This window comes from Photobacterium leiognathi (genome assembly GCF_030685535.1).
GTDB lineage: Bacteria > Pseudomonadota > Gammaproteobacteria > Enterobacterales > Vibrionaceae > Photobacterium > Photobacterium leiognathi.
Genome location: NZ_CP131601.1, coordinates 410,903 through 437,442 on the forward strand (window position 1 = coordinate 410,903; position 26,540 = coordinate 437,442).

21 protein-coding genes are annotated in these 26,540 nt (G+C 42.8%); 15 read left to right on the top strand and 6 right to left on the bottom strand.

Annotation, left to right across the window (positions count from 1 at the left end; all coding sequences use genetic code 11):
• Positions 1-4: 4 nt before the first annotated feature.
• Together Q7674_RS08835 and nadC are read right to left on the bottom strand one after the other, a co-directional pair.
• Entirely contained in the window at positions 5-415 is a 411-nt protein-coding gene (locus Q7674_RS08835) for a pilin (protein WP_045063158.1), read from the bottom strand.
• 346 nt (positions 416-761) lie between these two features.
• Positions 762-1,649: a carboxylating nicotinate-nucleotide diphosphorylase gene (gene nadC / locus Q7674_RS08840; RefSeq protein ID WP_305424120.1), complete on the bottom strand. Its 888-nt coding sequence runs from the start codon at positions 1,647-1,649 to the stop codon at positions 762-764.
• A 238-nt stretch (positions 1,650-1,887) separates the two neighbouring features.
• On the opposite strand from nadC, the gene ampD reads away from it, so the two are divergent.
• The 5 genes from ampD to lpdA all read left to right on the top strand — a co-directional run bounded on the left by ampD (position 1,888) and on the right by lpdA (position 9,792).
• Positions 1,888-2,433, top strand: coding sequence for a 1,6-anhydro-N-acetylmuramyl-L-alanine amidase AmpD (gene ampD, locus Q7674_RS08845; RefSeq protein WP_305423574.1), 546 nt, complete (start codon positions 1,888-1,890; stop codon positions 2,431-2,433).
• A 321-nt stretch (positions 2,434-2,754) separates the two neighbouring features.
• Positions 2,755-3,528, top strand: coding sequence for a pyruvate dehydrogenase complex transcriptional repressor PdhR (gene pdhR, locus Q7674_RS08850; RefSeq protein WP_008987925.1), 774 nt, complete (start codon positions 2,755-2,757; stop codon positions 3,526-3,528).
• A gap of 70 nt (positions 3,529-3,598) precedes the next feature.
• Positions 3,599-6,265, top strand: a complete 2,667-nt coding sequence (gene aceE / locus Q7674_RS08855) for a pyruvate dehydrogenase (acetyl-transferring), homodimeric type (protein ID WP_305423575.1) — start codon at positions 3,599-3,601, stop codon at positions 6,263-6,265.
• A 14-nt stretch (positions 6,266-6,279) separates the two neighbouring features.
• Positions 6,280-8,166, top strand: coding sequence for a pyruvate dehydrogenase complex dihydrolipoyllysine-residue acetyltransferase (gene aceF, locus Q7674_RS08860; RefSeq protein ID WP_045063156.1), 1,887 nt, complete (start codon positions 6,280-6,282; stop codon positions 8,164-8,166).
• A 195-nt stretch (positions 8,167-8,361) separates the two neighbouring features.
• Positions 8,362-9,792, top strand: a complete 1,431-nt coding sequence (gene lpdA / locus Q7674_RS08865) for a dihydrolipoyl dehydrogenase (protein WP_008987928.1) — start codon at positions 8,362-8,364, stop codon at positions 9,790-9,792.
• 71 nt (positions 9,793-9,863) lie between these two features.
• On the opposite strand, the gene Q7674_RS08870 is transcribed toward lpdA, so the two are convergent.
• On the bottom strand, positions 9,864-11,783 hold the full coding sequence (locus tag Q7674_RS08870) for a methyl-accepting chemotaxis protein (RefSeq protein ID WP_045063155.1): 1,920 nt from the start codon (positions 11,781-11,783) through the stop codon (positions 9,864-9,866).
• A gap of 444 nt (positions 11,784-12,227) precedes the next feature.
• Between Q7674_RS08870 and acnB the strand changes: the two genes are divergently transcribed.
• Complete coding sequence (gene acnB, locus Q7674_RS08875) at positions 12,228-14,825, top strand: bifunctional aconitate hydratase 2/2-methylisocitrate dehydratase (protein ID WP_305423577.1); 2,598 nt, start codon at positions 12,228-12,230, stop codon at positions 14,823-14,825.
• 81 nt (positions 14,826-14,906) lie between these two features.
• Here the strand turns inward: acnB and Q7674_RS08880 are convergent, their stop codons facing one another.
• Positions 14,907-16,040, bottom strand: a complete 1,134-nt coding sequence (locus Q7674_RS08880; protein ID WP_045063153.1) for a glycerate kinase — start codon at positions 16,038-16,040, stop codon at positions 14,907-14,909.
• 188 nt (positions 16,041-16,228) lie between these two features.
• Between Q7674_RS08880 and Q7674_RS08885 the strand changes: the two genes are divergently transcribed.
• From Q7674_RS08885 to Q7674_RS08910, 6 genes are all read left to right on the top strand, one after another.
• Entirely contained in the window at positions 16,229-16,597 is a 369-nt protein-coding gene (locus tag Q7674_RS08885; protein ID WP_008987932.1) for a YacL family protein, read from the top strand.
• 212 nt (positions 16,598-16,809) lie between these two features.
• Positions 16,810-17,148: a P-II family nitrogen regulator gene (locus Q7674_RS08890; protein ID WP_008987933.1), complete on the top strand. Its 339-nt coding sequence runs from the start codon at positions 16,810-16,812 to the stop codon at positions 17,146-17,148.
• A 50-nt stretch (positions 17,149-17,198) separates the two neighbouring features.
• Positions 17,199-18,428, top strand: coding sequence for an ammonium transporter (locus Q7674_RS08895; RefSeq protein ID WP_045063152.1), 1,230 nt, complete (start codon positions 17,199-17,201; stop codon positions 18,426-18,428).
• A gap of 175 nt (positions 18,429-18,603) precedes the next feature.
• Positions 18,604-19,617: a Fe(3+) ABC transporter substrate-binding protein gene (locus Q7674_RS08900; RefSeq protein WP_008987935.1), complete on the top strand. Its 1,014-nt coding sequence runs from the start codon at positions 18,604-18,606 to the stop codon at positions 19,615-19,617.
• Between the two features lie 166 nt (positions 19,618-19,783).
• Positions 19,784-21,412 carry an ABC transporter permease gene (locus Q7674_RS08905; RefSeq protein WP_305423578.1) on the top strand — a complete coding sequence of 543 codons (1,629 nt, stop codon included), beginning with the start codon at positions 19,784-19,786 and terminating at the stop codon, positions 21,410-21,412.
• Positions 21,412-22,452 carry an ABC transporter ATP-binding protein gene (locus Q7674_RS08910; RefSeq protein WP_045063151.1) on the top strand — a complete coding sequence of 347 codons (1,041 nt, stop codon included), beginning with the start codon at positions 21,412-21,414 and terminating at the stop codon, positions 22,450-22,452. Before Q7674_RS08905 ends, Q7674_RS08910 begins: the two co-directional genes overlap by 1 nt.
• Positions 22,453-22,517: 65 nt before the next feature.
• On the opposite strand, the gene Q7674_RS08915 is transcribed toward Q7674_RS08910, so the two are convergent.
• A complete protein-coding gene (locus Q7674_RS08915; protein ID WP_023933595.1) occupies positions 22,518-23,126 on the bottom strand; it encodes a TetR/AcrR family transcriptional regulator in 609 nt (202 codons plus the stop codon).
• Positions 23,127-23,348: 222 nt separating this feature from the next.
• Here Q7674_RS08915 and hpt point away from each other — a divergent pair, with 222 nt between their 5' ends.
• Positions 23,349-23,918 carry a hypoxanthine phosphoribosyltransferase gene (gene hpt, locus Q7674_RS08920; RefSeq protein WP_305423580.1) on the top strand — a complete coding sequence of 190 codons (570 nt, stop codon included), beginning with the start codon at positions 23,349-23,351 and terminating at the stop codon, positions 23,916-23,918.
• Positions 23,919-23,927: 9 nt separating this feature from the next.
• On the opposite strand, the gene can is transcribed toward hpt, so the two are convergent.
• Complete coding sequence (gene can / locus Q7674_RS08925; protein ID WP_045063149.1) at positions 23,928-24,617, bottom strand: carbonate dehydratase; 690 nt, start codon at positions 24,615-24,617, stop codon at positions 23,928-23,930.
• A 117-nt stretch (positions 24,618-24,734) separates the two neighbouring features.
• On the opposite strand from can, the gene Q7674_RS08930 reads away from it, so the two are divergent.
• Both Q7674_RS08930 and Q7674_RS08935 read left to right on the top strand, forming a co-directional pair.
• Complete coding sequence (locus Q7674_RS08930; protein ID WP_305423581.1) at positions 24,735-25,670, top strand: ABC transporter ATP-binding protein; 936 nt, start codon at positions 24,735-24,737, stop codon at positions 25,668-25,670.
• The gene (locus tag Q7674_RS08935) at positions 25,667-26,437 is read left to right on the top strand and encodes an ABC transporter permease (RefSeq protein WP_045063148.1); all 771 of its coding nucleotides are present in this window, start codon (positions 25,667-25,669) and stop codon (positions 26,435-26,437) included. The genes Q7674_RS08930 and Q7674_RS08935 overlap by 4 nt, the downstream gene beginning before the upstream one ends.
• Positions 26,438-26,540: the final 103 nt, after the last annotated feature.

A 26,540-nucleotide genomic window follows, 5' to 3' on the forward strand; every position in this document is an offset into this window, starting at 1 on the left:
ATTATTAAGGTGTACAAGATTTCAAAGCAACTCCAGTATCATGTGTACATGACCAGGTTGGAGCTGCTGTTGAAGTGGCTGTTGCTTTAGTATATCGAATTATTTTACCGTTTAATGCTGAATTAGGTTGGAATGTAAGTAGTAATGAAGAGGCGTCTGGAACGGAAATCTTAGCAAGATTGTTTGCTGTTTCTGTTGTTCCTAATTCAACCAGAGTCGGCGCTGTTGTGCTGCCATTTTCTTGTAGGAATAATTCATAACTTGTGATTAATCCTTTAACAGTAGCTAAACCAGAAGCTGCTTCTGTTCGTTTAACATAATCTTGATATGCTGGGATGGCAATAGCAGATAAAACACCAATGATCGCAACTACGATCATTAATTCAATAAGAGTAAAACCCTGTTGTTTTTTCATTTCTCTGTCCTTAAGTAACAAAATAATAAATGCGTTAACTCATAAATTCGCGAATGGAATTAAGTTCAGGATAGAGGCTTTACTGTTAGAGTGAATAACGAAAAAGAGATAGCTCGGTGCGGGTTAAAAAAAAATATTGAGTGTTGCATAAGTTGCAATATTCAAAGCGAGTAACCGCGCGTAATTACATTTGATTTTTATAATATTCAGTAAGATGTGAGATAGAAAGAGAAAAATCAGTAGTTATTCTTCTCTTTCTTTATAAATAGATGTATTAGTTAAATAAAAGGGTCATATAACTCTGTTAAGGCAAGTTATATGCTTGAGTGTATTATTTAGAACACCTTTATTTGAAACGCATGGAAAGATCCAGGGCTTTTACGTGCTTAGTCAGTGCGCCTACCGAAATATAATCTACCCCCGTTTCCGCACACTCTCGGATATTGCTTAGAGTAATATCACCTGAGTTTTCTAATGCCACACGTCCTGCGTTAAATGCCACCGCTTCACGCATCATTTCTAAATTAAAGTTATCTAACATCACAATGTCAGCACAAGCTTCAATGGCCTGTTTTAGCTCATCAAGGCTTTCCGTTTCTACTTCAACTGGTTTGTTTGGGTTGAGCTGTTTGGCTGTTGTAATAGCTTGCTTAATACCGCCACAAGCGATGATGTGGTTTTCTTTAATAAGGTACGCATCAAACACCCCAATACGGTGATTAAAACCGCCGCCACAGGTTACTGCATATTTTAGTGCGCTGCGAAGCCCTGGAATAGTTTTTCGGGTATCAAGCAAACGAGTATTAGTGCCTTCCAGTTGCTTAACATATTGTGCGGTTAAGGTGGCACAGCCTGATAGGGTTTGGATAAAGTTCATCGCATTACGCTCGCCTGTTAGCAGAATGCGAGAAGGGCCAGATAGAGCACACAAGGTTTGATTTGGCTCGACTACATCACCATCTTCTACCTGCCATTCAATAGTGACTTCACCACCTAATTGTTTAAACACTTCATCAGCCCACATTTTGCCGCAGAACACACCGTGTTCACGGGTAATAATGGTCGCTACTCCTTGGCTATCGGCTGGAATTAACCCTGCGGTAATGTCGAGGTTAGGATCGATCTCGCCACCAAGATCTTCACGTAGTGTATCTGCGACAGTACGGGTGATTTCTAATGGTAGAAGTTGTTTTAGGTAGGCAAGGCGAGCACTGCTGTCGTGTTTGTGTTCCATATCTAATGCGGTATCCATTACAGGTTTTGCAGCCAAACTATGCTGCGGATCATGGCTAAATCATACCGTGAGATAGTGTAGGGATAAAGTAAAGAAGGGTTAATCCCATGTTAACCGTGATTATATCTATTGCTGTGATAGGCGAAAGTGATGAGAGGAAATTGGCTTTTGGCTATAAGCTAGTGATACTTTACCTTCAAATCTAATTTTAGTGACTCAATAGAGATGAAGGTGAACTATGACGTTAATGATTAATGATGATCATTGGGTAACAACGGCAAGGCGTGTACTGTCACCTTTTTGTGACACTCGACCTACAGATGAAATGTCGTTGCTAGTGGTGCATAACATTAGTTTGCCGCCGGGTAAGTTTGGTGGTCCTTATATTGAGCAATTGTTCACGGGGAAATTAAACCCTAACGATGATCCGTATTTTGAAATCATTCATCAATTTCGCGTCTCAGCTCACTGTTTGATCCGTCGAGATGGTGAGATAGTGCAGTTCGTACCGTTTAATCAGCGCGCATGGCATGCTGGCGTATCAAAATTTGAAGAACGTGATAAGTGTAATGATTTTTCGATTGGTATTGAGCTAGAAGGGACGGATAATATCCCTTACACCGATGAGCAATACCAAATTTTAACCAAATTGACTCAAATGTTGATGTCTAGATATCCTGCAATTACACGAGAGCGTGTTACTAGTCATGAGTTTATTGCACCTGGACGCAAGACAGATCCTGGGTTGTCTTTTGACTGGTTACGTTTTAAAAATAAGCTTTAAAAGCATAGTTATTAGACTAAAGTTTTATTTACGTATGGAAATTGGTCAAATTGGTAAGACCAATTTTCATCGTTTCCCTCCTTATTTGTCATACTTTTCGTTACCTTCCTGTATCTGGCTTTGAATGACTAATGTATTAGTAATAAGTCAGGATTTTAAATTTTTGTTAAAACCTGCTGCGTTCTATGATTTCAATCAAGTTGTATGTGGACATCCTCGATTATTTCTGTACACTTTGCTGCTATAAATTAATTGGTAATACCAATTATCCGATGATTCGGACTTTATGAAACGGGTTTTATACAAGAAGCGTCGATAAAAATGACTTATAAACGCATTAAACAACCTAAGCTTTCCGATGCTATTGAGCAGGAGTTGGAGCGCTTGATCCTCGAAGGGATTTTATCTCCGGGTCAGCAATTACCTCCAGAGCGAGAGTTGGCAAAACAATTCGATGTTTCCCGTCCGTCCGTTCGTGAAGCGATCCAACGTTTAGAGGCAAAACATTTGCTCACTCGTCGCCAAGGTGGCGGGACATTCGTAAAAGAAAAGTTGTGGCAAAGTTTTTCAGAGCCTTTATTGGATTTGTTAGCGACTCATCCGGAAACACAATTAGACTTATTGGAATCTCGCCATGCGCTTGAGGGGTTAGCCTCTTATTTTGCGGCATTGCGAGGTAACGACGAAGATTTTGTTCGCATTCGAGATTGTCACCAGCGTATCCAAGAGGCGCAGCAGCAAGGGGATTTACCGGCTGAAGCATCTGCTGTGATGCAATATCTTATTGCGGTAACAGAATCGGCTCATAACGTGGTGTTGCTACATATCATTCGCAGCTTAGCGCCACTACTTGAGCAAAACGTATTACAAAATTTCGAACTCCTAAACCGCCGACCTGAAGTGGTGGAGAAAGTAAGAAAGCACCGAGCTAATATTGTGCAGGCGATTGTTTCTGGTGAACCAGAAAAGGCCCGTGAAGCATCGCACGCACATTTGGCTTACATCGAGGAAACCTTGTTGGATTTATCGCGTGAAGATAGCAGACGTGAACGCTCTCTTCGTCGGATTCAACAGCGCAAGGACGGGCTAGAGTAAAGCATCCCTAATTTACTGCTTAACCTAGTCGCGACATTGTTAGTAGATTATCAACGAAAGGATAGATCGCATGTCTGAAGTCATGAAAAATGACGTGGATGTACTGGAAACTCAAGATTGGCTAGAAGCGCTTGAATCAGTCGTTCGTGAAGAAGGTGTAGAACGCGCACAGTTCTTACTTGAAACAGTGTTAGAAAAAGCTCGTTTAGATGGTGTTGATATGCCAACTGGCATCACAACGAACTACATCAACACTATTCCAGCAGCACAAGAACCAGCATACCCAGGTGATGTAACATTAGAGCGTCGTATCCGTTCTATCATCCGTTGGAACGCAATCATGATCGTTCTACGTGCTTCTAAGAAAGATTTAGACCTAGGTGACTACATGGCTTCTTACCAGTCTGCATCTGCTTTCTACGAAGTATGTTTCAACCACTTCTTCCGTGCGCCTAACGACGTTGATGGCGGCGACTTAGTGTACTACCAAGGTCACATCTCTCCAGGGATTTACTCTCGTGCGTTTGTTGAAGGTCGTCTAACTGAAGAGCAGCTAGATAACTTCCGTCAAGAAGTTGATGGTAAAGGTATTCCTTCATACCCACACCCTAAACTAATGCCTGAATTCTGGCAGTTCCCTACTGTATCTATGGGTCTAGGTCCAATTTCTGCTATCTACCAAGCTCGTTTCCTTAAGTACCTTGAAGGCCGTGGTCTTAAAGACACTTCTGCTCAGCGTGTATACGCGTTCTTGGGCGATGGTGAGATGGATGAGCCAGAATCACGTGGTGCTATTTCTTTCGCTGCGCGTGAGAAACTAGACAACCTATGTTTCCTAATTAACTGTAACCTACAGCGTCTAGACGGCCCAGTAATGGGTAACGGCAAGATCATTCAAGAGCTTGAAGGTCTATTTAAAGGTGCTGGTTGGAACGTTGTTAAGGTTATCTGGGGCAACAACTGGGATGCACTATTAGCGAAAGATACGTCTGGTAAGCTTCTACAGCTTATGAACGAGACTATCGATGGTGACTACCAAACATTCAAATCTAAAGATGGTGCATACGTACGTGAGCACTTCTTTGGTAAGTATCCTGAAACAGCTGCACTTGTTTCTGACATGACTGATGAGCAAATCTTCGAATTGAAGCGTGGTGGTCACGATTCTTCGAAACTATTTGCTGCATTTAACAATGCAAAAGAAACAAGCGGTAAGCCAACTGTGATCCTAGCTAAGACTGTTAAAGGTTACGGCATGGGTGAAGCAGCTGAAGGTAAGAACATCGCTCACGGTGTTAAGAAGATGGACATGACTCACGTTCAATACCTACGTGATCGTCTAGGTCTACAAGATCTAATTTCTGACGAAGAAATTAAGTCTCTGCCTTACCTAAAACTAGAAGAAGGCTCTGCTGAGTTTAACTACCTACACGCTCGTCGTGATGCGCTACACGGTTACACACCTAAGCGTAATCCTAAGTTTACTCAAGAATTCCAAGTGCCTGAGCTTGAAGCATTTGCGCCACTACTTACTGAGCAGAAGCGTGAAATCTCAACGACTATGGCTTACGTTCGTGCGCTAAACATTCTTCTTAAAGATAAAGCGATCGGTAAGAATATCGTTCCAATTATCTGTGACGAAGCACGTACATTCGGTATGGAAGGTCTGTTCCGTCAGGTTGGTATCTACAACCCTGAAGGTCAAACTTACACGCCAGAAGATAAAGGCATCGTTTCTTTCTACAAAGAAGCGACATCTGGTCAGGTACTGCAAGAAGGTATCAACGAACTAGGTTCAATGGCATCTTGGGTTGCTGCTGCAACATCTTACAGCACCAACGATCTACCAATGATCCCATTCTACATCTACTACTCAATGTTCGGTTTCCAACGTATTGGTGACATGGCATGGCTAGCAGGTGACCAACAAGCACGTGGTTTCCTATTAGGTGCTACTGCAGGTCGTACAACACTAAACGGTGAAGGTCTACAGCATGAAGATGGTCACAGCCACATTCTTGCAAACACTGTTCCTAACTGTGTTTCTTACGACCCAACATTCGCTTACGAGCTAGCAGTAATCATGCAAGATGGTATCCGCCGTATGTACGGTGAGAACCAAGAAAACATTTACTACTACCTAACAGTGATGAACGAAAACTACGCAATGCCAGCAATGCCAGAAGGCGCTGAAGAAGGCATTCGTAAGGGTATTTACAAGCTTGAGTCTCACGCTGGTGATAAAGCTAAAGTTCAGCTAATGAGCTCTGGTACTATCATGAACGAAGTACGTAAAGCGGCAGAGATCCTAAGCGCAGAGTACGGTGTAGCGTCTGATGTTTACTCTGTAACATCATTCAACGAACTAACTCGTGATGGTCAAGATTGTGAGCGTTACAACATGCTTCACCCAACTGCAGAGAAGAAGGTTCCTTACCTAACAACTGCTATGGGTTCTGAGCCAGCAATCGCTGCAACTGACTACATGAAGAACTACGCTGAGCAAGTACGTGCATTCATGCCATCAGAATCTTTCAAGGTTCTTGGTACTGACGGTTTCGGTCGTTCTGACAGCCGTGCAAACCTACGTCGTCACTTCGAAGTGAACGCAGGTTACGTAGTTGTAGCTGCACTTTCTGAACTAGCTAAACGTGGCGATATCGATAGCTCTGTAGTTGTAGACGCAATTGCTAAGTTCGACATCGACGCTGACAAGATCAACCCGCTATACGCATAAGAGGCAAATTAAAAATGGCAATCGAAATTAATGTACCAGACATCGGTGCGGATGAGGTTGAAGTAACTGAGATCCTTGTTAGCGTTGGCGACAAGGTTGAAGAAGAGCAATCACTGATCACTGTTGAAGGCGATAAAGCTTCAATGGAAGTTCCTGCTTCTCAAGCGGGTATCGTTAAAGAAATCAAAGTTGCTGAAGGCGACACGGTTTCTACTGGTTCTCTAATCATGATTTTCGAAGCCGAGGGTGCAGCTGACGCTGCACCTGCTCCTGCGGCTGAAGCAGCGCCTGCTGCTCCAGCTCCAGCAGCAGCGGCTGAACTGAAAGAAGTTCACGTTCCAGATATCGGTGGTGATGAAGTTGAATGTACTGAAATCATGGTATCTGTTGGCGATACAGTAGAAGAAGAGCAATCTCTAATTACTGTTGAAGGTGACAAGGCTTCTATGGAAGTACCTGCACCGTTCGCTGGTACAGTTAAAGAAATCAAAATCGCAGAAGGCGACAAGGTTTCTACTGGCTCTCTAATCATGGTATTTGAAGTGGCGGGCTCTGCACCTGCAGCAGCACCTGTAGCTCAAGCGGCTGCGCCTGCTCCAGCAGCACCTGCGGCATCTGCAGCGAAAGAAGTTAACGTTCCAGATATCGGTGGCGACGAAGTAGAAGTTACTGAAATCATGGTCGCTGTTGGCGATACAGTGGAAGAAGAGCAATCGCTAATCACTGTTGAAGGTGACAAGGCTTCTATGGAAGTACCTGCACCATTCGCTGGTACAGTAAAAGAAATCAAGATCGCAGAAGGCGACAAGGTTTCTACTGGCTCACTAATCATGGTATTTGAAGTGGCTGGTGCAGTACCTGCAGCGGCTCCTGTAGCTCAAGCGGCAGCGCCTGCTCCTGCAGCAGCACCTGCGGCGGCTCCAGCAAAAGCTGAAGCACCTGCAGCAGCAGGTGAATTCGTTGAAAACAACGAATACGCACACGCATCACCAGTTGTTCGCCGTCTAGCACGTGAGTTCGGTGTTAACCTTGCGAAAGTTAAAGGTACTGGCCGTAAGAACCGCGTTCTTAAAGAAGACGTTCAAAACTTCGTTAAAGATGCACTTAAGCGTCTTGAGTCTGGTGCTGGTGTATCAGGTAAAGGCGATGGCGCAGCGCTTGGTCTACTACCTTGGCCGAAAGTTGATTTCAGCAAGTTTGGTGAGACTGAAGTTAAGCCACTGTCTCGCATTAAGAAGATCTCTGGTGCAAACCTACACCGTAACTGGGTAATGATCCCTCACGTTACACAGTGGGATAACGCAGATATCACTGCGCTTGAAGCATTCCGTAAAGAGCAAAACGCGATTGAAGCGAAGAAAGACTCTGGCATGAAGATCACACCACTTGTGTTCATCATGAAAGCGGCTGCTAAAGCACTTGAAGCATTCCCTTCATTCAACTCTTCTCTATCTGACGATGGTGAGAGCTTGATCCTGAAGAAATACGTGAACATCGGTATCGCAGTAGATACGCCAAACGGTCTAGTTGTTCCTGTATTTAAAGATGTGAACAAGAAAGGTATCTACGAGCTATCTGAAGAGCTAATGGCTGTTTCTAAGAAAGCACGTGCTGGTAAGCTAACTGCATCTGACATGCAAGGTGGCTGTTTTACTATCTCTAGCCTTGGTGGCTTAGGTGGTACTGCATTCACACCAATCGTGAACGCACCAGAAGTAGGTATCCTAGGTGTATCTAAGTCTGAAATGAAACCTGTATGGAACGGTAAAGAGTTTGAACCGCGTCTACAGCTTCCACTATCACTATCATACGATCACCGTGTGATTGATGGTGCTGAAGGTGCACGCTTCATCACTTACCTAAACGGTTGTCTATCTGACATTCGCCGTTTAGTACTATAAGGTTTCACATCCACAACGCCATGCCTACAATGCGTAGGCATGGAATTGTTGTGTAGCTCACAGGCTGCGGTAATTTATTTTTCACCTTGTTAACAGGTCTGTAAACTTGTTATTCATCTGAAAGATAAACGTATATAAATACGTAAAAGTTACCTGATAGCTTGTTAGGGATATAAGACTTACAACGAGGTCATAATGAGTAAAGAAATTAAAGCCCAGGTAGTGGTGTTGGGTTCAGGCCCTGCGGGTTACTCTGCTGCATTCCGTTGCGCTGACTTAGGTCTAGATACGGTTCTAATTGAAAAATTCAACACACTAGGTGGTGTATGTCTTAACGTGGGTTGTATCCCATCGAAAGCACTACTTCACGTAGCAAAAGTTATCGAAGAAGCAAAAGCAATGGCTGAGCACGGCGTTGTTTTTGGCGAACCACAAACTGACATCAACAAGATCCGTCTGTGGAAAGATAAGGTAATTACTCAGCTAACTGGCGGTCTTGGCGGTATGGCTAAGATGCGTAAAGTTAACGTTGTTAACGGTTACGGTAAATTTACTGGTCCTAACACGATTGTTGTTGAAGGCGCTGACGGTCAAACGACTGTTAACTTCGATAACGCTATCGTAGCTGCGGGTTCTCGCCCAATTGAACTTCCGTTCATTCCTCATCACGACCCACGTATTTGGGATTCAACTGATGCGCTTGAGCTAAAAGAAGTACCTGAGAAACTGCTTGTAATGGGCGGTGGTATCATCGGTCTTGAAATGGGTACGGTTTACCATGCACTAGGTTCTCAAATCGACGTTGTTGAAATGTTCGATCAAGTGATCCCTGCTGCCGATAAAGATATCGTTAAAGTATTTACTAAGCGTATCGAGAAGAAATTCAACCTGATGCTTGAAACTAAAGTAACAGCAGTTGAAGCAAAAGAAGACGGTATCTACGTAACAATGGAAGGCAAGAAAGCACCTGCTGAGCCTGTACGTTACGATGCTGTTCTTGTTGCTATCGGTCGTGTACCAAATGGTAAACTGATTGACGCTGAAAAAGCGGGTATCAATGTTGACGAGCGTGGCTTCATCAATGTTGATAAGCAAATGCGCACCAATGTTTCTCACATCCACGCTATCGGTGATATCGTAGGTCAACCTATGCTTGCTCACAAAGGTGTGCATGAAGGTCACGTGGCAGCTGAAGTTATTTCTGGTAAGAAGCACTACTTCGATCCTAAAGTTATTCCTTCAATTGCTTACACTGAGCCAGAAGTTGCTTGGGTTGGTAAGACTGAAAAAGAAGCGAAAGCAGAAGGTATCAACTACGAAGTTGCGACTTTCCCATGGGCTGCATCAGGTCGTGCAATCGCATCTGACTGTGCTGACGGTATGACGAAGATGATCTTCGACAAAGACACTCACCGTGTGATCGGTGGTGCAATCGTAGGTACTAACGGTGGTGAACTACTAGGTGAAATCGGTCTAGCGATCGAGATGGGTTGTGATGCTGAAGATATCGCATTAACTATCCACGCTCACCCAACACTACACGAATCTGTTGGTCTTGCAGCTGAAGTATTTGAAGGTTCTATCACTGACCTTCCAAATGCAAAAGCAGTTAAGCGTAAGAAGTAATTACTACTTTTTATGACAATAAAAAAAGCGCCTTAGGGCGCTTTTTTGTTATCTGAAGTTTGTGTTCGCTATTACAATTTAAACGTACTCACCATATGATCCAGACGTTGCGATAGCTGGCGCAATGCTTGGCTTGAATCAGCCAGTTGTGCGGCGGTATCTGCGGTCATTTGGGTTGTTTCGTTGATCTCTTCAATATTACAGTTTATATCTTGTACTACAGTTGATTGCTCTTCTGTCGCAGTAGCTACTTGGGTATTCATATCAGCAATTAAGCTAATGCGCTCAGAAATCGCAACTAAGGCGGTAGATGCTTGATCTGATGCTGAGACACCATCTTCTGATAGCTGACGACTTTGCTCCATCGCTGTCACTGCATTAGAGGCTTCTTGTTGAAGTCGATTGATCATTGCTTGGATTTCATCGGTTGAATCAGCAGTTCGGCTAGCAAGACTTCGTACTTCATCGGCAACCACTGCAAACCCACGACCTTGTTCACCTGCACGTGCCGCTTCAATGGCAGCATTTAACGCAAGTAAATTGGTTTGCTCTGAGATCCCTCGGATCACATCTAAAATGCTGCCAATTGATTGAGTATTGCTTGCCAGTGAATCAATCACTTCACTGACTTGGCTAATATCAGAGGATAATTGATTAATGGTGTTGCGAGCTTGTCCAACGACGGTTTGACCATCATGGGTTTGTTGCTCAGCTTGTTGGGTAGATTCAGCAGCTAGGGCGGCATTGCTGGCAATTTCATTGACTGTTGCACCCATTTCATTAATCGCGGTTACAACTTGCAGGGTTCTGTCACGCTGACTATGGCTGTTATCTAACGTCATTTGCGCTTGATGAGCGACAGATTCTGCCGCTTGGCGTAGCGAATTACCTGTTTCGGCGACTTCTGTTACCGAGTGGTGGATCTTACCGATAAAGCCATTAAAACCTGCTGATAACTGTGCAAGTTCATCATTACCTTCCACCGTTAAGCGGTGGCGTAAATCGCCATCACCTTCGCCTAAGTCTTTAAACATTTCTGCTAGTCTTTGGATCGGGCGAGTAATACTGCTAGCCAGGAATATGGCAATTACAATGAAAATCGCAGCAATCACACAGGTAAGAATAATGACTTGGTTACGAATATGAGCAAGTGCAGCATAGGCCTCTTTTTTCGGCAGCTCACCAATGACGTACCAATCCATGGCTGGAATATAACTAGATGCTAAGAACACTTCTTCGTTGTTATTTAGGGTTTCTACCACACTGAAACTTTGCTTGTTTAACAATTTAGATGCGATATTAGAGTCAAATAGTGTAGTGATTGAATTGTTATTTAGCATCATGTTGCTATTGCGGTGAATTTTCACTGTACCGCGACCATCAACTAAATAAACAAAACCCGTCTCTTCAATTTTGAATTGGCTAATAAAGCTTGCCATGTCATTGAGTGATTTTGATAAGCCAGCAAGGGTGTCACCGTGGGTTTGTTGGTAATTAACAAACAGTTTCACTTCGCCATTATTTTCTCTAAAAATGCTTAGTGTGCGTGCTTGGTTACTCTTAATCGCACTATAAAACCATGGGTCTTGCTGCGGTGTTAGTTGGCGTAAGAAACCATTTTGATTCCAGTAATCACCATTATTACGGTTAGCGATAGACACATCTAACAGGTGATATTGGCTTTGAATATTCTGTAATTCTTTAATCAAGCGCGTTTTATCGGTTGGTGCTTTATCGCTTAATACGCTTTCGATGACATAACTATTATTTGCCAGTTGCTCTGCCGCAGATTGGATCTGTGTAACTTCTTTTTCAACATTGTTTCGGATTTGATGCAAGATCGCTGGGAGTTCTAGATCTAAGATACGAGTGGAAATGGCATCACGAACCTTACTTTGGCTGATCACACTGACTAAAGAAGTTGAGGCCAAAACAGCAAGGGTAATTGCGAGTATCAGTTTGGTTTTGATACTTAAATGTTTGTAGTTCATAAAACGACTTATATTTATGGGTAATGATCTCACCGAAGGAGTAACGGTGATGCCATTTATCGGTGAATGTAAAATACGCACTTATGTATCTGCTTGTATGTTGCAAAACTTTAGTGATTTTGCTCACTAAAATGGATATTTAATGCAGAATTGGAATAGATACTGAGTGTGAAAGGGAACAGTTTGATGATGTTATTTATCTATTGTTGAGGGTAATGAATCGAAGTTATAAACAAGATTCTTTCTAAAATGTGAATGTTGTAAAAAAGCAGTAGTTTTTAACTTAAAGTTAAAAATGGTATGATGTTTACACAGATCTGATCTCTACTAAATGGTTTTTGCTCAGAAGGTATTTGGCAAAACAAGATTGATAAGAATCCAGAGATCACTTACTTCCAAGGATGTCTAGCCACTAGAGCTAGGCCGTAATATGAGGAATATGTCGTGCTTGAAGCCTACCGTAAACACGTCGAAGAGCGTGCTGCTGAAGGGGTTGTTGCTAAACCATTGGATGCTGAACAAGTTGCCGCTCTTGTTGAGTTATTAAAGAACCCGCCAGCAGGCGAAGAAAGTGTTCTACTAGATTTACTAGAAAATCGTATTCCCCCAGGTGTTGATGAAGCCGCTTATGTAAAAGCTGGTTTCCTTGCTGCTGTTACTAAAGGTGAAGCGCAATCGCCAATCGTTAGTAAAGAAAAAGCGGCTGAGCTACTTGGTACAATGCAAGGTGGCTACAACATCGAACCATTAATTGCATTGCTTGATGATGGATCACTTGCGCCTATTGCTGTTAAAGCACTCTCTCATACGCTACTGATGTTTGATGCGTTCTACGATGTAGAAGAAAAAGCAAAAGCTGGAAATGCTTTTGCTCAACAAGTTCTACAATCATGGGCTGATGCTGAGTGGTTCTTATCAAAACCAGCACTGGCTGAAAAAATCACGCTAACTGTCTTTAAAGTGACAGGTGAAACCAATACCGATGACTTATCACCTGCACCTGATGCATGGTCTCGCCCTGATATTCCATTACACGCACTTGCGATGCTGAAGAATGAGCGTGATGGCATCGTGCCGGATCAAGCGGGCTCTGTAGGTCCTATTAAACAAATCGAAGCGTTAAAAGAAAAAGGTCATCAATTAGTGTACGTGGGTGATGTTGTGGGTACGGGGTCATCTCGTAAGTCTGCAACGAACTCAGTACTTTGGTTTATGGGTGATGATATCCCTTATGTACCGAACAAGCGTGCGGGTGGTTATGTACTAGGTGGTAAGATCGCACCTATCTTCTTCAATACCATGGAAGATGCTGGCGCACTACCAATTGAGGTGGATGTAACGAAACTGGCAATGGGTGATGTGATTGATGTGTACCCATTTAAAGGCGAAGTACGTCGTCACGATAGCGATGAGCTTGTATCTACCTTTGAGCTAAAAACCGATGTGCTGATTGATGAAGTACGTGCAGGTGGTCGTATTCCATTGATCATCGGCCGTGGTTTGACTGATCGTGCGCGTCAATCATTAGGTTTACCTTCATCTGAAATCTTCCGTCGCCCAGTGGCAGTAGAAGATAGCGGTAAAGGTTACACACTTGCTCAGAAGATGGTAGGTAAAGCGTGTGGTGTTGAAGGTGTTCGTCCGGGCACTTACTGTGAGCCTAAAATGACAACGGTTGGCTCGCAAGATACTACTAGCCCTATGACTCGTGATGAACTAAAAGACTTAGCGTGTCTTGGTTTCTCAGCGGAACTTACGATGCAGTCGTTCTGTCACACATCGGCTTATCCAAAACCGATTGATGTTAACACTCACCATACATTGCCAGATTTCATCATGAACCGTGGTGGTGTCTCACTTCGCCCTGGTGATGGTGTTATTCACTCATGGCTAAACCGTATGCTACTGCCTGATACAGTCGGTACAGGTGGTGACTCACATACCCGTTTCCCATTAGGTATTTCATTCCCTGCAGGTTCTGGACTTGTCGCTTTTGCTGCGGCAACAGGTGTTATGCCATTAGATATGCCTGAATCTATTCTGGTTCGCTTTAAAGGTGAGATGCAAGAAGGTATTACGCTACGTGATCTGGTTCATGCGATCCCATACTTTGCTATTCAGCAAGGTCTACTGACGGTTGAGAAAGCAGGTAAGATCAACGAATTCTCTGGTCGAGTACTTGAGATCGAAGGTGTTGAGCACCTAACGGTTGAGCAAGCATTTGAGCTATCAGATGCATCGGCAGAGCGAAGTGCGGCAGGTTGTACCGTTAAGCTTTCTGAAGAGTCGATTGCAGAATACTTAAACTCAAACATCGTGATGCTGAAGTGGATGATCTCCGAAGGTTATGGCGATCGTCGTACCATTGAGCGTCGTATTACCGCGATGGAAGAGTGGTTAGCTAATCCTGAACTAATGACCGCAGATAGCGATGCAGAATATGCTCACGTGATTGAAATTGATTTGGCAGAGATTGATCAGCCAATTCTATGTGCGCCAAATGATCCGGATGATGCGCGTTTACTGTCTGACGTTCAAGGTACACAAATTGATGAAGTGTTCATCGGTTCATGTATGACAAACATTGGTCACTTCCGTGCAGCAGGTAAACTGCTTGAGAAATTCGGTGGTCAGCTAGATACGCGTTTATGGGTCGCACCACCAACGAAGATGGATAAAGATCAACTAACAGAAGAAGGTTACTACGGTATCTTCGGACGTGCTGGTGTTCGTATTGAAACACCGGGATGTTCATTGTGTATGGGTAACCAAGCACGTGTTGCAGATAAAGCGACGGTGATGTCGACATCAACCCGTAACTTCCCGAACCGTTTAGGTACAGGTGCCAATGTTTACCTATCTTCAGCAGAGCTTGCTGCGGTAGGTGCGATTTTAGGCCGTATTCCAACTAAGGAAGAATACCTAGAGTACGCGAAGCAAATTGATGCAACAGCGGCGGATACTTACCGTTACTTAAACTTCCATCGTATGGAAGATTACATTAAGAAAGCGGATGAAGTTATCATTCAACAGCCAGCTTAGTATTGTATCTAGTTGCTGATTAAATAATAAAAAACGCCTCGACTTATTATAAGTTCGAGGCGTTTTTGTTTCTTATTAGTATTAATGAGCTAGAGCATAAATGGCTGCAACATTACGTGCAGTCAACTCAACGTTAATCGCGGCCTCTGCCAATGCTTCCGCTTGGCTAACCGAGCGTGGCACGACACTAAATACTGCATCAATACCATGTTCATGAACGACATTGCAGTCGTAAGATAAACAGCCCGCAATACCAATCACTGGTTTATTAAAACGTTTTGCTGTGCGTGCCACACCAATCGGTGTTTTGCCGTGAATAGTTTGGCTATCAATGCGACCTTCACCTGTGATCACTAAATCAGCATCTTGTAGTACGTCTGCTAAATTGACCGCATCCATGACAATCTCGATACCTGGACGTAATTGGGCGTTAAATATACCAAGTAAAGCTGCTCCCATACCGCCAGCAGCTCCAGCACCCGCCATGTCTTTTACATCTTTACCTAAGTCACGCTTAATGATTTCAGCATAGTGGGCAAGGTTATTATCGAGTTGAGTGACCATTTCAGGTGTTGCACCTTTCTGAGGTCCAAAAACTTGCGATGCGCCTTTTTCACCACACAAAGGGTTATCAACATCACATGCCACTTCGAGCTTTACAGATATTAAGCGAGGATCAATATTGCTCATATCAATACGGTGTAAGCGAGCTAATGCACCACCGCCATAGCTAATTTGCTTATTATTTTCATCGAGAAAACGTATACCTAATGCTTGCGCCATGCCGATACCACCATCGTTAGTGGCACTACCACCAATACCAACGATGATGTATTTAACACCTTTATCTAATGCGGCAAGAATAAGCTCACCAGTACCAAAGCTGGTGGTCAGCATTGGATTACGCAGCTCTGGGCTAACAAGGTGTAAACCTGATGCGGCAGCCATTTCGATAATGGCGGTTTTACCGTCACCCATTAAACCGAAGAAACCATTGACTTGTTCACCTAACGGACCAGTTACTGAGCGCTCGATAATGGTGCCGTTGCTGGCATCAACCAGAGATTGCACTGTACCTTCACCGCCATCAGCCATTGGCAGTTTAATGTATTCAGCGTTCGGTATTACTTGACGAAAACCGTTTTCAATCGCCGTTGCCACTTCCATTGCCGTTAGGCTTTCTTTGTAAGAATCAGGAGCAATAATAATTTTCATAATTTAGGCCTTTCGTACGAACCGATTGAATACATTTATCTTTGTTGTTCTATGGTGTATCACGATTTGTTGAATATAGCGCTATTGAGTTGCATTTATTGAGAAGATCCTGACAATGGGCGACAAGCGTAAGGACTGGCAATTTATCAGCTTCATCGCAACAAGATCACCTATGAGGAACGAAAGGTATGGATTACGAATTTAAAAAAAATACCTTGGACGGTACTTACCACGCCATTTTTTCTATGGGACATGAAGTTCTGGGGCGCTGGATCATTGATGAGATAGGCAAAGACACTGACAAGCTTGATCTGATCATGGATCAACTTAGTGCAATGAAAAATAGTAGCCAAGAATGGCGCTTAGTTGGTGAAGAGCTGACGCTTTCTTTGCAAGATAATGAAGCGTTAGTTCAAGCTAATTGTTTGTTTTCAGAGGAAGAAGAAGACTTTGAAGAAGATCTTCACTTTTATGACGAAGAAAGTTTATCGGTATGTGGATTTGAAGATCTTGCACAAGTTTTGGAAGGGTGGCGCGCTTTTATCAAGCGTTTTTAAGTGGTAAAGATCCTCAAGTAAGCATAATAAATATAAAACGTATTTATGCTTCATGTTAGTGAAAAGGCTGCACTGTAATGGTGCAGCCTTTTTTCGTTTATTTGCTCTTAAATTTATAACTTATTGAATATTTTTAAAAAATAAATGTTGGCACAATGCTTGTTTGTTAAATAAGTGTAAACAACAAGGATTGGGTATTTGAGGAGCAAGCAATGAAAATTATTAACGCAATTATTAAGCCATTTAAGTTAGACGATGTACGTGAAGCATTAGCTGATGTCGGTGTCGAAGGTATGACTGTCTCGGAAGTCAAAGGATTTGGTCGACAGAAAGGACACACCGAATTGTACCGTGGTGCTGAATATCAGGTGGACTTTCTGCCTAAGGTGAAAATTGAAATTGCAACACAAGCCCAGAACTTGGATGCCATTGTTGAAGCGATAAGCAATGCTGCGCAAACCGGCAAAATCGGTGATGGAAAAATTTTTGTTTATGACCTTGAGCACGCTGTACGTATCCGTACTGGTGAAGTTGATACTGAAGCGCTGTAGATCGTAAACGTAACGAATGGATGAATTAGGGTTATTAGGGGAAGACGACCATGGAATTATCAACAACAGTAACAGAATTGCGTTATGCGCTAGACACCTTTTTCTTTTTGATGTCTGGAGCATTAGTCATGTGGATGGCAGCTGGATTTGCAATGTTAGAAGCAGGTCTTGTTCGCTCTAAAAACACCACAGAAATCTTAACTAAAAACATCTGCTTATATGCTATCGCTTGTACGATGTACCTGCTAGTGGGTTACAACATCATGTACGTTGATAACGGTGCTGGTGGCTGGTTACCGTCATTTGGCACTTTAATTGGTACCCAAGCGGAAGGGGCTGATCACTCATTAGAATCTGACTTCTTCTTCCAAGTAGTATTCGTTGCAACAGCAATGTCTGTGGTATCGGGCGCGGTTGCTGAGCGTATGAAGCTGTGGTCATTCCTTATCTTCTCTGTGGTGCTAACAGCATTTATCTACCCGGTTGAAGGTTATTGGACATGGGGCGGTGGTTTCTTATCAGAGGCAGGTTTCAGTGATTTTGCAGGCTCAGGTATTGTTCACATGGCTGGTGCTGCTGCGGCATTAGCAGGTGTATTACTCCTTGGTGCTCGTAAAGGTAAGTACGGTAAAAACGGTGAAATTTATCCAATTCCTGGTTCAAACATGCCACTTGCAACACTAGGTACATTTATTCTGTGGTTCGGTTGGTTTGGTTTCAATGGTGGTTCCCAGCTAATGGTGTCTGACTTTGAGAACGCAACAGCAGTAGGTCAAATCTTCCTAAATACCAATGCAGCAGCGGCAGCAGGTGCCATTGCAGCACTGGCAGTATGTAAAACAACATGGGGTAAGGCTGATTTAACCATGGTATTGAACGGTGCATTAGCAGGTCTAGTTGCTATTACTGCAGATCCTTTATCTCCATCACCAGTTGCTGCGGTAATTATTGGTGTGGTTGCAGGTGCATTGGTTGTATTTAGCATCATTGCACTAGATAAAGTGAAGATTGATGATCCTGTAGGTGCAATCTCTGTACACGGTGTGTGTGGTCTATTTGGTCTAATGGTAGTGCCATTTAGTAATGCTGATGCAAACTTTATGACACAGCTATTTGGTGCTGCTGTTATCTTCGGTTGGGTATTTGCTGCAAGCTTTGCGGTATGGGGCGTGCTAAAAGCAACAATTGGTATCCGTGTAACAGAAGAAGAAGAATTGGAAGGCATGGATTCACACGATTGTGGTGTTGATGCTTACCCAGAATTTGTTAGCGTGAAATAAAATATAAGTAATTAATTACTTTATAGATAAAAAATCGCCACCTAGAGATAGGTGGCGATTTTTATTTTTGATTGTAAAAAATTGTAACGGCTAGATTGCGAAGGAAAGTCTTTTGCGTATAATAAATGTTATTGAGAAACATTATCATTACATTTTGCGTTTAAGGGAATAATTAATGAAAAAGCTTTTAGCTCCAGCCATCCTAATGGGTTTAGCCGCTCCTCAAGTTGCCACTGCGGCTGAAGAGGTAAATGTTTATTCATACCGCCAACCTTTCTTAGTTGAGCCTATGTTTAACGAGTTCACTAAAGAAACGGGTATCAAAGTTAATGTAAAATTTGCTAAACAAGGTATTGCAGAAAAACTACAACAAGAAGGTGAGTACAGCCCTGCAGACGTAGTTTTAACAACTGATATTAGCCGCTTAGTTGAGCTTTCAGATAAGAAGCTAGTTCAATCTGTTGATAGCAAAGTGATTGATAGCAATGTACCTGCTCAGTTCCGTGATAACGAAGATGAGTGGTTTGCACTAACATTGCGTTCTCGTAACGTTTATTCATCAAAAGATCGTGTAGGTAAGCTACCTGCATCTTTTGATTACAGCGATTTAGCGAAGCCTGAGTGGAAAGGTAAGATTTGTACTCGCTCTGGTAAGCACCCTTACAACGTTTCACTAGTATCATCTATGATCGCGCATTACGGTGAAGCGGAAACAAAAGTATGGCTTGAAGGCGTGAAAGCGAACCTTGCACGTAAGCCACAAGGTAACGACCGTGCGCAAGTACAAGCAGTGAAAGAAGGTCTATGTGATCTGGCAATTGGTAACAGCTACTACCTAGGTAAAATGGTTAACGATGAAAACCAAAAAGCATGGGCTGAAGCGGTTTACATTAACTTCCCAGGTCAAGAGAGCAAAGGTACACACGTTAACGTAAGTGGTATGGCAATGGCGAAATACGCGCCAAACAAAGACAACGCGCTTAAGTTAATGGAATTCCTAACTTCTGATAAAGCACAAGAAATGTATGCAGAAGTGAACTACGAGTACCCAGTGAAAGATGGCGTGAAGCGTTCAGAGCTAGTGGCATCTTGGGGCGACTTCAAAGCTGACGATGTATCACTAGATGAAATCGCTCAGTACCACAATGCAGCGACTAAACTGCTGGATGAAGTGAAGTTTGATCTGTAATTAGTTACAAAATAAATGGGGCGCTAAGCCCCATTTTTACATTGTGCTTGGTAAGTTTTGCAATAAGTTGTGGTAGTTTCCCTCTCCCATTTAAGGAATATGGGAACAGAATCTAGCCGATGCGGATGATGGCTAAAGATATTGAAAAAATACTAAGTAGTAGTAAATGAAAGAAAAGTTTTTGTTCTGGAAGACCAGTAGTTGGACGTTTGCTCTGCTGCTGGTTTTTCCTATTTTAGCGATATTTGTTACCGCAATGGGCAATTCAGATGATGTGTTCAGTCATCTGCTTAATACGGTGATGCCAACCTATGTTTTCAACACGGTTGGCCTTGTTATTGGTACAGTACTGCTTTCTCTTTGTTTTGGTCTTCCCGCAGCTTGGTTTATGGCAATGTGCCGCTTACCGGGAGAAAAAATCCTGCAATGGGCGCTTGTACTCCCCCTTGCGATGCCTGGCTATATCGTCGGTTACCTCTACACTAACTGGTTTGATTACGCTGGCCCTATCCAGATTTTCCTGCGCGATATTTTTGGTTGGCAGCACGTTAGTGATTATTGGTTTCCTGATCTACGTACCCTTGGTGGGGCATGTTTTGTCCTCGCTTTAGTGCTTTATCCTTATATTTATTTATTAGTTCGTGCGGCGTTCATGGAACAAAGTGTGAGCTTATTGCAATCAGCACGTTTGCTACGTTGTACCCCTTGGGAAAGTTTCCGTCGTATCTCATTGCCATTAGCACGTCCTGCTATCGCAGTAGGCGTGTCTCTGGTCGCAATGGAAGCGCTAGGGGATTTTGGCACCGTTAGCTACTTTGCGGTCAATACCTTAACCACTGCGGTATACGATACGTGGTTGGGCTACTCGAACTTGTATGCAGCGGCAAAAATCTCCGCGATCATGCTGTTGGTGATTTTCTTTTTGATCAGCAGTGAGCGTTTTAGCCGTCGTAAACAGAAGATGTTCCAACATCAATGTGATAACGATGGCGATTATAAATATCAGCTAACGGGTTGGAAAAAGTGGTTTGCTTTGGTGTGGTGTTGGAGTTTAGTCGGCAGTGCCTTCATTCTACCTGTACTGCAATTGGGCTATTACGCTGTTGATTATTTCAGCCAAAGTTGGACGCCAGAATTTCAGCAATACAGCATCAATAGTTTATTAGTATCGGTATCGGCTGCCGTGATTGCGGTGATCTTAGGACTATTAGTGAATTTTTACCGTCGTTTAGATGGCAAAGGCTTAAGTCAAATGCCGATCCGTTTATCGTCATTGGGTTATGCGGTACCGGGAACGGTTTTGGCGATTGGTGTGATGATCCCACTGACGAGTATGGATCATCTTGTTAATGATATTGCGATTAGCTTAGGTTTAGGTCGTCCAGGGCTTATCTTCTCAGGCACGATCTTCGCGATTGTTTTTGCCTTTGTTGTCCGTTTTGCCGCTGTTGCGATAGGCAGTATTGAAACTAGCTTAACCAAAATATCGCCATCGTTAGATATGGCATCAAAAACCATGGGATATGGCTCAACGGCAATGTTGAGAAAAGTTCATTTACCGTTAATACGTCGTGGCTGTTTAATTGCGGGTTTATTGGTGTTTATTGAGTCGATGAAAGAGCTCAACGCGGCACTGTTATTACGCCCATTTAACTTTGAAACCTTAGCGACGTATGTATTTAATTTCGCCTCTGATGAGCAGTTAGAAATCGCCGCATTACCTGCGATTTTGCTGGTGGCGGTAGGGTTGATCCCTTTGGTGTTGGTTAACCGATCTTTGGAGCAAAAGAACTAATGAAACATGCATTATCTGTCAGTGGCTTAACCTGTAGTTACCATGGTCAGCCAGTGTTAAAAGACTTATCGTTAGCGGTTAATTCAGGCGAGATTGTCTGCTTGCTTGGTGCTAGTGGTTGCGGTAAGACAACGTTATTAAAAGCGATTGCTGGCCTGCTGCCATTAGAGCAAGGTTATATGTCGATCAACGAGCGTACGATTGTTGATGAGCATCAGTGGCAACCGCCGGAGAAACGTAATATTGGCATGATCTTTCAAGACTATGCATTGTTTCCACATCTTACGGTAGCGCAAAATATCGCGTTTGGTTTACGCCATTGGGAAAAGCCACGTATTGCTGCCAAGATCCAAGAAATGTTGGAATTAGTTCACTTAACAGGGCTTGCGGATCGTTATCCACACCAATTGTCTGGTGGTCAGCAACAGCGTGTGGCGATTGCACGAGCACTGGCGTGTGAGCCTGATTTGATCCTACTCGATGAGCCGTTTTCTAATATTGATACTCAAGTACGCCATAGTTTGATCCGTGATATTCGTAAGATCTTTAAAGCTCAAGGTGTTACTGCTATTTTCGTAACTCACAGCCGTGAAGAGGCTTTTGCTTTTGCCGATAAAATGGCGGTGATGAATAATGGTGTGATTGAACAATTTGGTACGGCGACGGAGCTTTACTATCAGCCAAGCAGCCGCTTTGTCGCTGATTTCTTAGGTACTGGCTCTTACTTACCAGCCACTGTGAAAAATCAAAACCGTTTACTGACACCACTAGGTGAACTAGCGCTAGCATCGAATGAAACCTTATATGCAGATGATACTTCAGTTGATTGGTTGTTACGTCCTCAGAACCTGCGTGTAAGCTTACAGCAAGATGGGGATGGGGAAATTATCGAACAACAGTTTATGGGTGATAGCTGTCGTTATACGGTTGACTTCTCAGGTCATCAATTGATTGTTAATTCACACTCATTGATGAATATTGGTGATCGTGTTGTGGTGGATGTTGAGCCGCATCAGCCTGTTGTTTTTGCGGTCGCATAAATAGCAAAGTACATAGAAATGAAAAAGGCCAGCATGATGCTGGCCTTTTTGCTCATTGAGTCTGCTTAGCGAGTGAGTGCTAATGCTTCAAGGTAAGTTTCTGCCTGTTGATGCAGTGCTGTTTGATCTGGCAGCAAGTTAGCTTGGATATAAAGTACGTAACAAATGCCGTGCAGTAATTTGGCTAAGTCATCTGCAGTTTGCTCTGTTGTGATTTCACCATTATCAATGGCTTGAGAAAATGCATCACGTACTTTGTGTAGATTATTACGATTAGTTTCAACAAATTGAGGCCATACTTCATCACGTACAGAAGTACTCCACTCAAACCATACTTTGATCCAATCCTGTTGCTCTAAAACGTTATCGATTAGATTATGACTAATACGAGTTAGACGCTCGTGCAGTGTTCTGTTTTTATCACCAAGGCATTCTTCAAGTAATGCACTAAACTCATTTTCAACTTCAACTAATACTTGTTCAACTAGCGCTTCTCGGGTTGGAAAATAATTGAAGACGGTAGCAACGGAAACGTTTGCCATTTCAGCAATATCAGCGTGACCTGCACGACCAATACCTCTTCTTGCGAAAACTTCTAGTGAGTAATCAAGAAGTTGCTGTCTTCTTTTCTCCGGTGAAAGACGCGTACGAGTTTTTTTGGTAATCGTATCCATAATTAATCATCCCTAGCCTAAGTATAAAATTTAGTTATGCATCTGCTTTAATAATGCTAGCTTACATAATAAACAACTCTTCGGCAAATAATTAGTCAGTGATGTGTTTCGTATAATTGACACTATTGATTAAATAACCATTACTTCGAAGGAGTGTTACAATGCGACTCCTTTGAAATAAGTAGCCATGTGGCTAGTGCAATTGCACTAATGGAGAAGAAAATGAAACATACAATTGAAGTAATGATTTCTGAGCAGGAAGTTCAGGAACGTGTAAAAGAGCTGGGTAAGCAAATCACTGAATGCTACAAAGACTCAACTGATCTAGTGATGGTGGGTTTACTACGTGGTTCTTTTGTTTTCATGGCTGATCTTGCGCGTGCGATTGAGTTGCCACATGAAGTCGATTTCATGACTGCATCAAGCTACGGTAATACCATGGAAAGTAGCCGTGATGTTCGCATCCTAAAAGATCTGGATGATGACATTAAAGGTAAAGATGTACTGCTGGTTGAAGATATTATCGATACTGGTAATACTCTAAGCAAAGTATGTGAAATTCTATCGCTACGTGAGCCTAAGTCTATTCGTATTTGTACGCTACTTGATAAGCCAGAGCGCCGTGAAGTAGACGTGAAAGTTGATTGGTACGGCTTTGTGATCCCTGATGAATTCGTTGTGGGTGTAGGTATCGACTACGCTCAGAAATACCGTCACTTACCTTACATTGGTAAAGTGGTACCGGTAGGAATAATAAAAAAGCGACCATCTGGTCGCTTTTTTTCTATTTAATCAACAAGATCACTCTGCTTTTTCTGCAATATGTTCTTCAATCGATTTTTCTAGTGGCGGTAGCAGTGATGCCATCGCGGATTGATAGCCCACTTCGAGTGTTTCGCGGCTTGTTGATGTCACGCCAAGATCTTTAAGTACACCATTACTTGTACCGTAGATCCAACCGTGAATTTTCACTTCCTGACCACGTTCCCATGCCTGTTGTAGGATCGTAGAGTTACCTAGGTTATAAACCTGAGAAGCGACGTTGATTTCAGACAGCTTATCATCCCACTCTTGACGAGGTAACGTGCCTAAATCTGAGCGGTGTTTTAGATAAAGGTCACGAATGTGAAGTAGCCAGTTATTGATAAGACCTAATTGTGGGTTCTCAATGGCAGCAGTTACACCACCACAGCCATAGTGACCACAGACAATGATGTGTTTAACTTTTAAAACATCAACGGCATACTGCACGACTGATAAACAGTTTAAGTCTGTATGAATAACTTGGTTTGCTACGTTACGGTGAACGAATAGCTCACCTGAAACCAGTCCTGTTAGACGTTCTGCAGGAACACGGCTGTCAGAACAACCAATCCAAAGGTATTGCGGATGTTGTCCTTTTGCTAATTCGGTAAAGTAGTCAGGATCTTCATTTTTAATGTTCTCTGACCAAGATAGGTTGTTTGCGAAGAGCTGCTTAATATCTGCCATGATGATACCTTATATTGATATGTTCCTTACTATACACAAGCTGAGCTGGTAGCAAATCGGATTAGTGATAAATCAGTAATAATTCCTTTTATTTTTGTAACAGAAAGAGCGCAATTTATGAACGCTTTAGAAATAAAAAGTGTAAGAAAAACTTACAAGGGCGGTGTGGAAGCGCTTAAAAACATGAACTTAACTGTGACTGAAGGCGACTTTTTTGCGCTTTTAGGGCCAAATGGCGCAGGAAAATCTACCACGATTGGCATTATTAGCTCGTTAGTGAATAAAACTTCTGGTTCGGTGAAAATCTTTGGCTATGACCTTGATAGTGAAAAAGTTGATGCGAAAAATCAGCTAGGTTTGGTGCCACAGGAGTTTAACTTTAACCCATTTGAAACCGTTGAGCAGATAGTGGTGAACCAAGCGGGTTACTACGGGGTTGAGCGTTCAGTTGCTAAAGAGCGTGCTAAAAAATACCTTTCTCAACTTGATTTATGGGGTAAGCGGAGTGAGCGTGCACGTAATTTATCCGGTGGTATGAAGCGTCGTTTAATGATCGCACGTGCATTAATGCATGAGCCAAAGCTGCTGATTTTAGATGAGCCAACGGCTGGGGTTGATATTGAATTACGTCGCTCTATGTGGGCGTTTTTACGCAAAATCAATCAAGAAGGAGTGACGATAATTCTAACCACTCACTACCTTGAAGAAGCTGAAATGCTGTGTCGTAACATTGGCATTATTAATCACGGTGAGTTGATTGAGCACACGTCGATGAAAGACTTACTGGGTAAATTAGAATTAGAGACGTTCATTTTAGATATTGAGCCGCAGACCCAAGCACCACAATTAACAAGCATGAACAGTCAGCTAGTCGATAGCACTACATTAGAAGTTGAGCTGAAAAAGGGCGAAAGTTTAAATCCTGTTTTCACTCAATTATCTGAGCAGGGCATTGCGGTGAAATCGATGCGTAATAAGAGTAATCGCTTAGAAGAGTTATTTGTCACGCTGGTCAATCAAGCGGAAGCGAAGAAAGAAGGAGCAAAGGCGTGAAGAAGCAATACTGGATCGCATTTAAGAGTTTGATCACCAAAGAGATCCACCGTTTCACTCGTATTTGGGTGCAAACATTAGTACCGCCTGCGATCACCATGACCTTGTATTTCATTATCTTCGGTAACCTAATTGGTAGCCGTATTGGTGATATGGAAGGCTTTAGCTATATGGCGTATATCGTTCCTGGTTTGATCATGATGTCGGTGATCACTAACTCTTACTCGAATGTGGCATCTTCATTTTTCAGTGCTAAATTTCAGCATAACATCGAAGAATTATTAGTCGCACCGGTACCTAATTACATCATTATTGCCGGTTATGTCGGTGGTGGTGTACTGCGAGGTTTAGCCGTTGGTTTATTGGTCAGTATTGTTTCTTTGCTGTTTGTACCGCTGCATATCGCGCATATTGGAGTTATTGTGGCAACTGTGGTGATGACATCGATTGTGTTCTCACTCGGCGGCTTAATTAATGCGGTATTTGCTCGTACCTTTGATGATATCAGTATTATTCCGACCTTTGTTCTAACGCCACTAACCTATCTTGGTGGGGGGTTTTATTCGATCAATCTATTGCCTGAGTTTTGGCAAGGAGTATCGAAAATTAACCCAATTGTTTACATGGTCAATGCGTTCCGTTATGGCTTCTTAGGGGTATCTGATGTTGCTATTGGTACCTCATTTGCGGTGCTCAGTGTGTTTGTTATCGCGCTTTATAGTGTGGCGTATTACTTAATCTCTCGTGGTATTGGATTACGCTCATAACAGATAACTAAAGAAAAAAGATAAAAAAATACCGCTCATGTGAGCTAACACCTATCACTTAAGAAATTGATTGGTTGCACGATCTTTCAGATAGTTAAAAATA

Coding starts and splice junctions, on each gene's coding strand:
- Q7674_RS08835 (WP_045063158.1), bottom strand. CDS start 415: ATGAAAAAACAACAGGGTTTTACTCTTATTGAATTAATGATCGTAGTT.
- nadC (WP_305424120.1), bottom strand. CDS start 1,649: ATGGAACACAAACACGACAGCAGTGCTCGCCTTGCCTACCTAAAACAA.
- ampD (WP_305423574.1), top strand. CDS start 1,888: ATGACGTTAATGATTAATGATGATCATTGGGTAACAACGGCAAGGCGT.
- pdhR (WP_008987925.1), top strand. CDS start 2,755: ATGACTTATAAACGCATTAAACAACCTAAGCTTTCCGATGCTATTGAG.
- aceE (WP_305423575.1), top strand. CDS start 3,599: ATGTCTGAAGTCATGAAAAATGACGTGGATGTACTGGAAACTCAAGAT.
- aceF (WP_045063156.1), top strand. CDS start 6,280: ATGGCAATCGAAATTAATGTACCAGACATCGGTGCGGATGAGGTTGAA.
- lpdA (WP_008987928.1), top strand. CDS start 8,362: ATGAGTAAAGAAATTAAAGCCCAGGTAGTGGTGTTGGGTTCAGGCCCT.
- Q7674_RS08870 (WP_045063155.1), bottom strand. CDS start 11,783: ATGAACTACAAACATTTAAGTATCAAAACCAAACTGATACTCGCAATT.
- Q7674_RS08880 (WP_045063153.1), bottom strand. CDS start 16,040: ATGAAAATTATTATTGCTCCTGATTCTTACAAAGAAAGCCTAACGGCA.
- Q7674_RS08885 (WP_008987932.1), top strand. CDS start 16,229: ATGGATTACGAATTTAAAAAAAATACCTTGGACGGTACTTACCACGCC.
- Q7674_RS08890 (WP_008987933.1), top strand. CDS start 16,810: ATGAAAATTATTAACGCAATTATTAAGCCATTTAAGTTAGACGATGTA.
- Q7674_RS08895 (WP_045063152.1), top strand. CDS start 17,199: ATGGAATTATCAACAACAGTAACAGAATTGCGTTATGCGCTAGACACC.
- Q7674_RS08900 (WP_008987935.1), top strand. CDS start 18,604: ATGAAAAAGCTTTTAGCTCCAGCCATCCTAATGGGTTTAGCCGCTCCT.
- Q7674_RS08905 (WP_305423578.1), top strand. CDS start 19,784: ATGAAAGAAAAGTTTTTGTTCTGGAAGACCAGTAGTTGGACGTTTGCT.
- Q7674_RS08910 (WP_045063151.1), top strand. CDS start 21,412: ATGAAACATGCATTATCTGTCAGTGGCTTAACCTGTAGTTACCATGGT.
- Q7674_RS08915 (WP_023933595.1), bottom strand. CDS start 23,126: ATGGATACGATTACCAAAAAAACTCGTACGCGTCTTTCACCGGAGAAA.
- hpt (WP_305423580.1), top strand. CDS start 23,349: ATGAAACATACAATTGAAGTAATGATTTCTGAGCAGGAAGTTCAGGAA.
- can (WP_045063149.1), bottom strand. CDS start 24,617: ATGGCAGATATTAAGCAGCTCTTCGCAAACAACCTATCTTGGTCAGAG.
- Q7674_RS08930 (WP_305423581.1), top strand. CDS start 24,735: ATGAACGCTTTAGAAATAAAAAGTGTAAGAAAAACTTACAAGGGCGGT.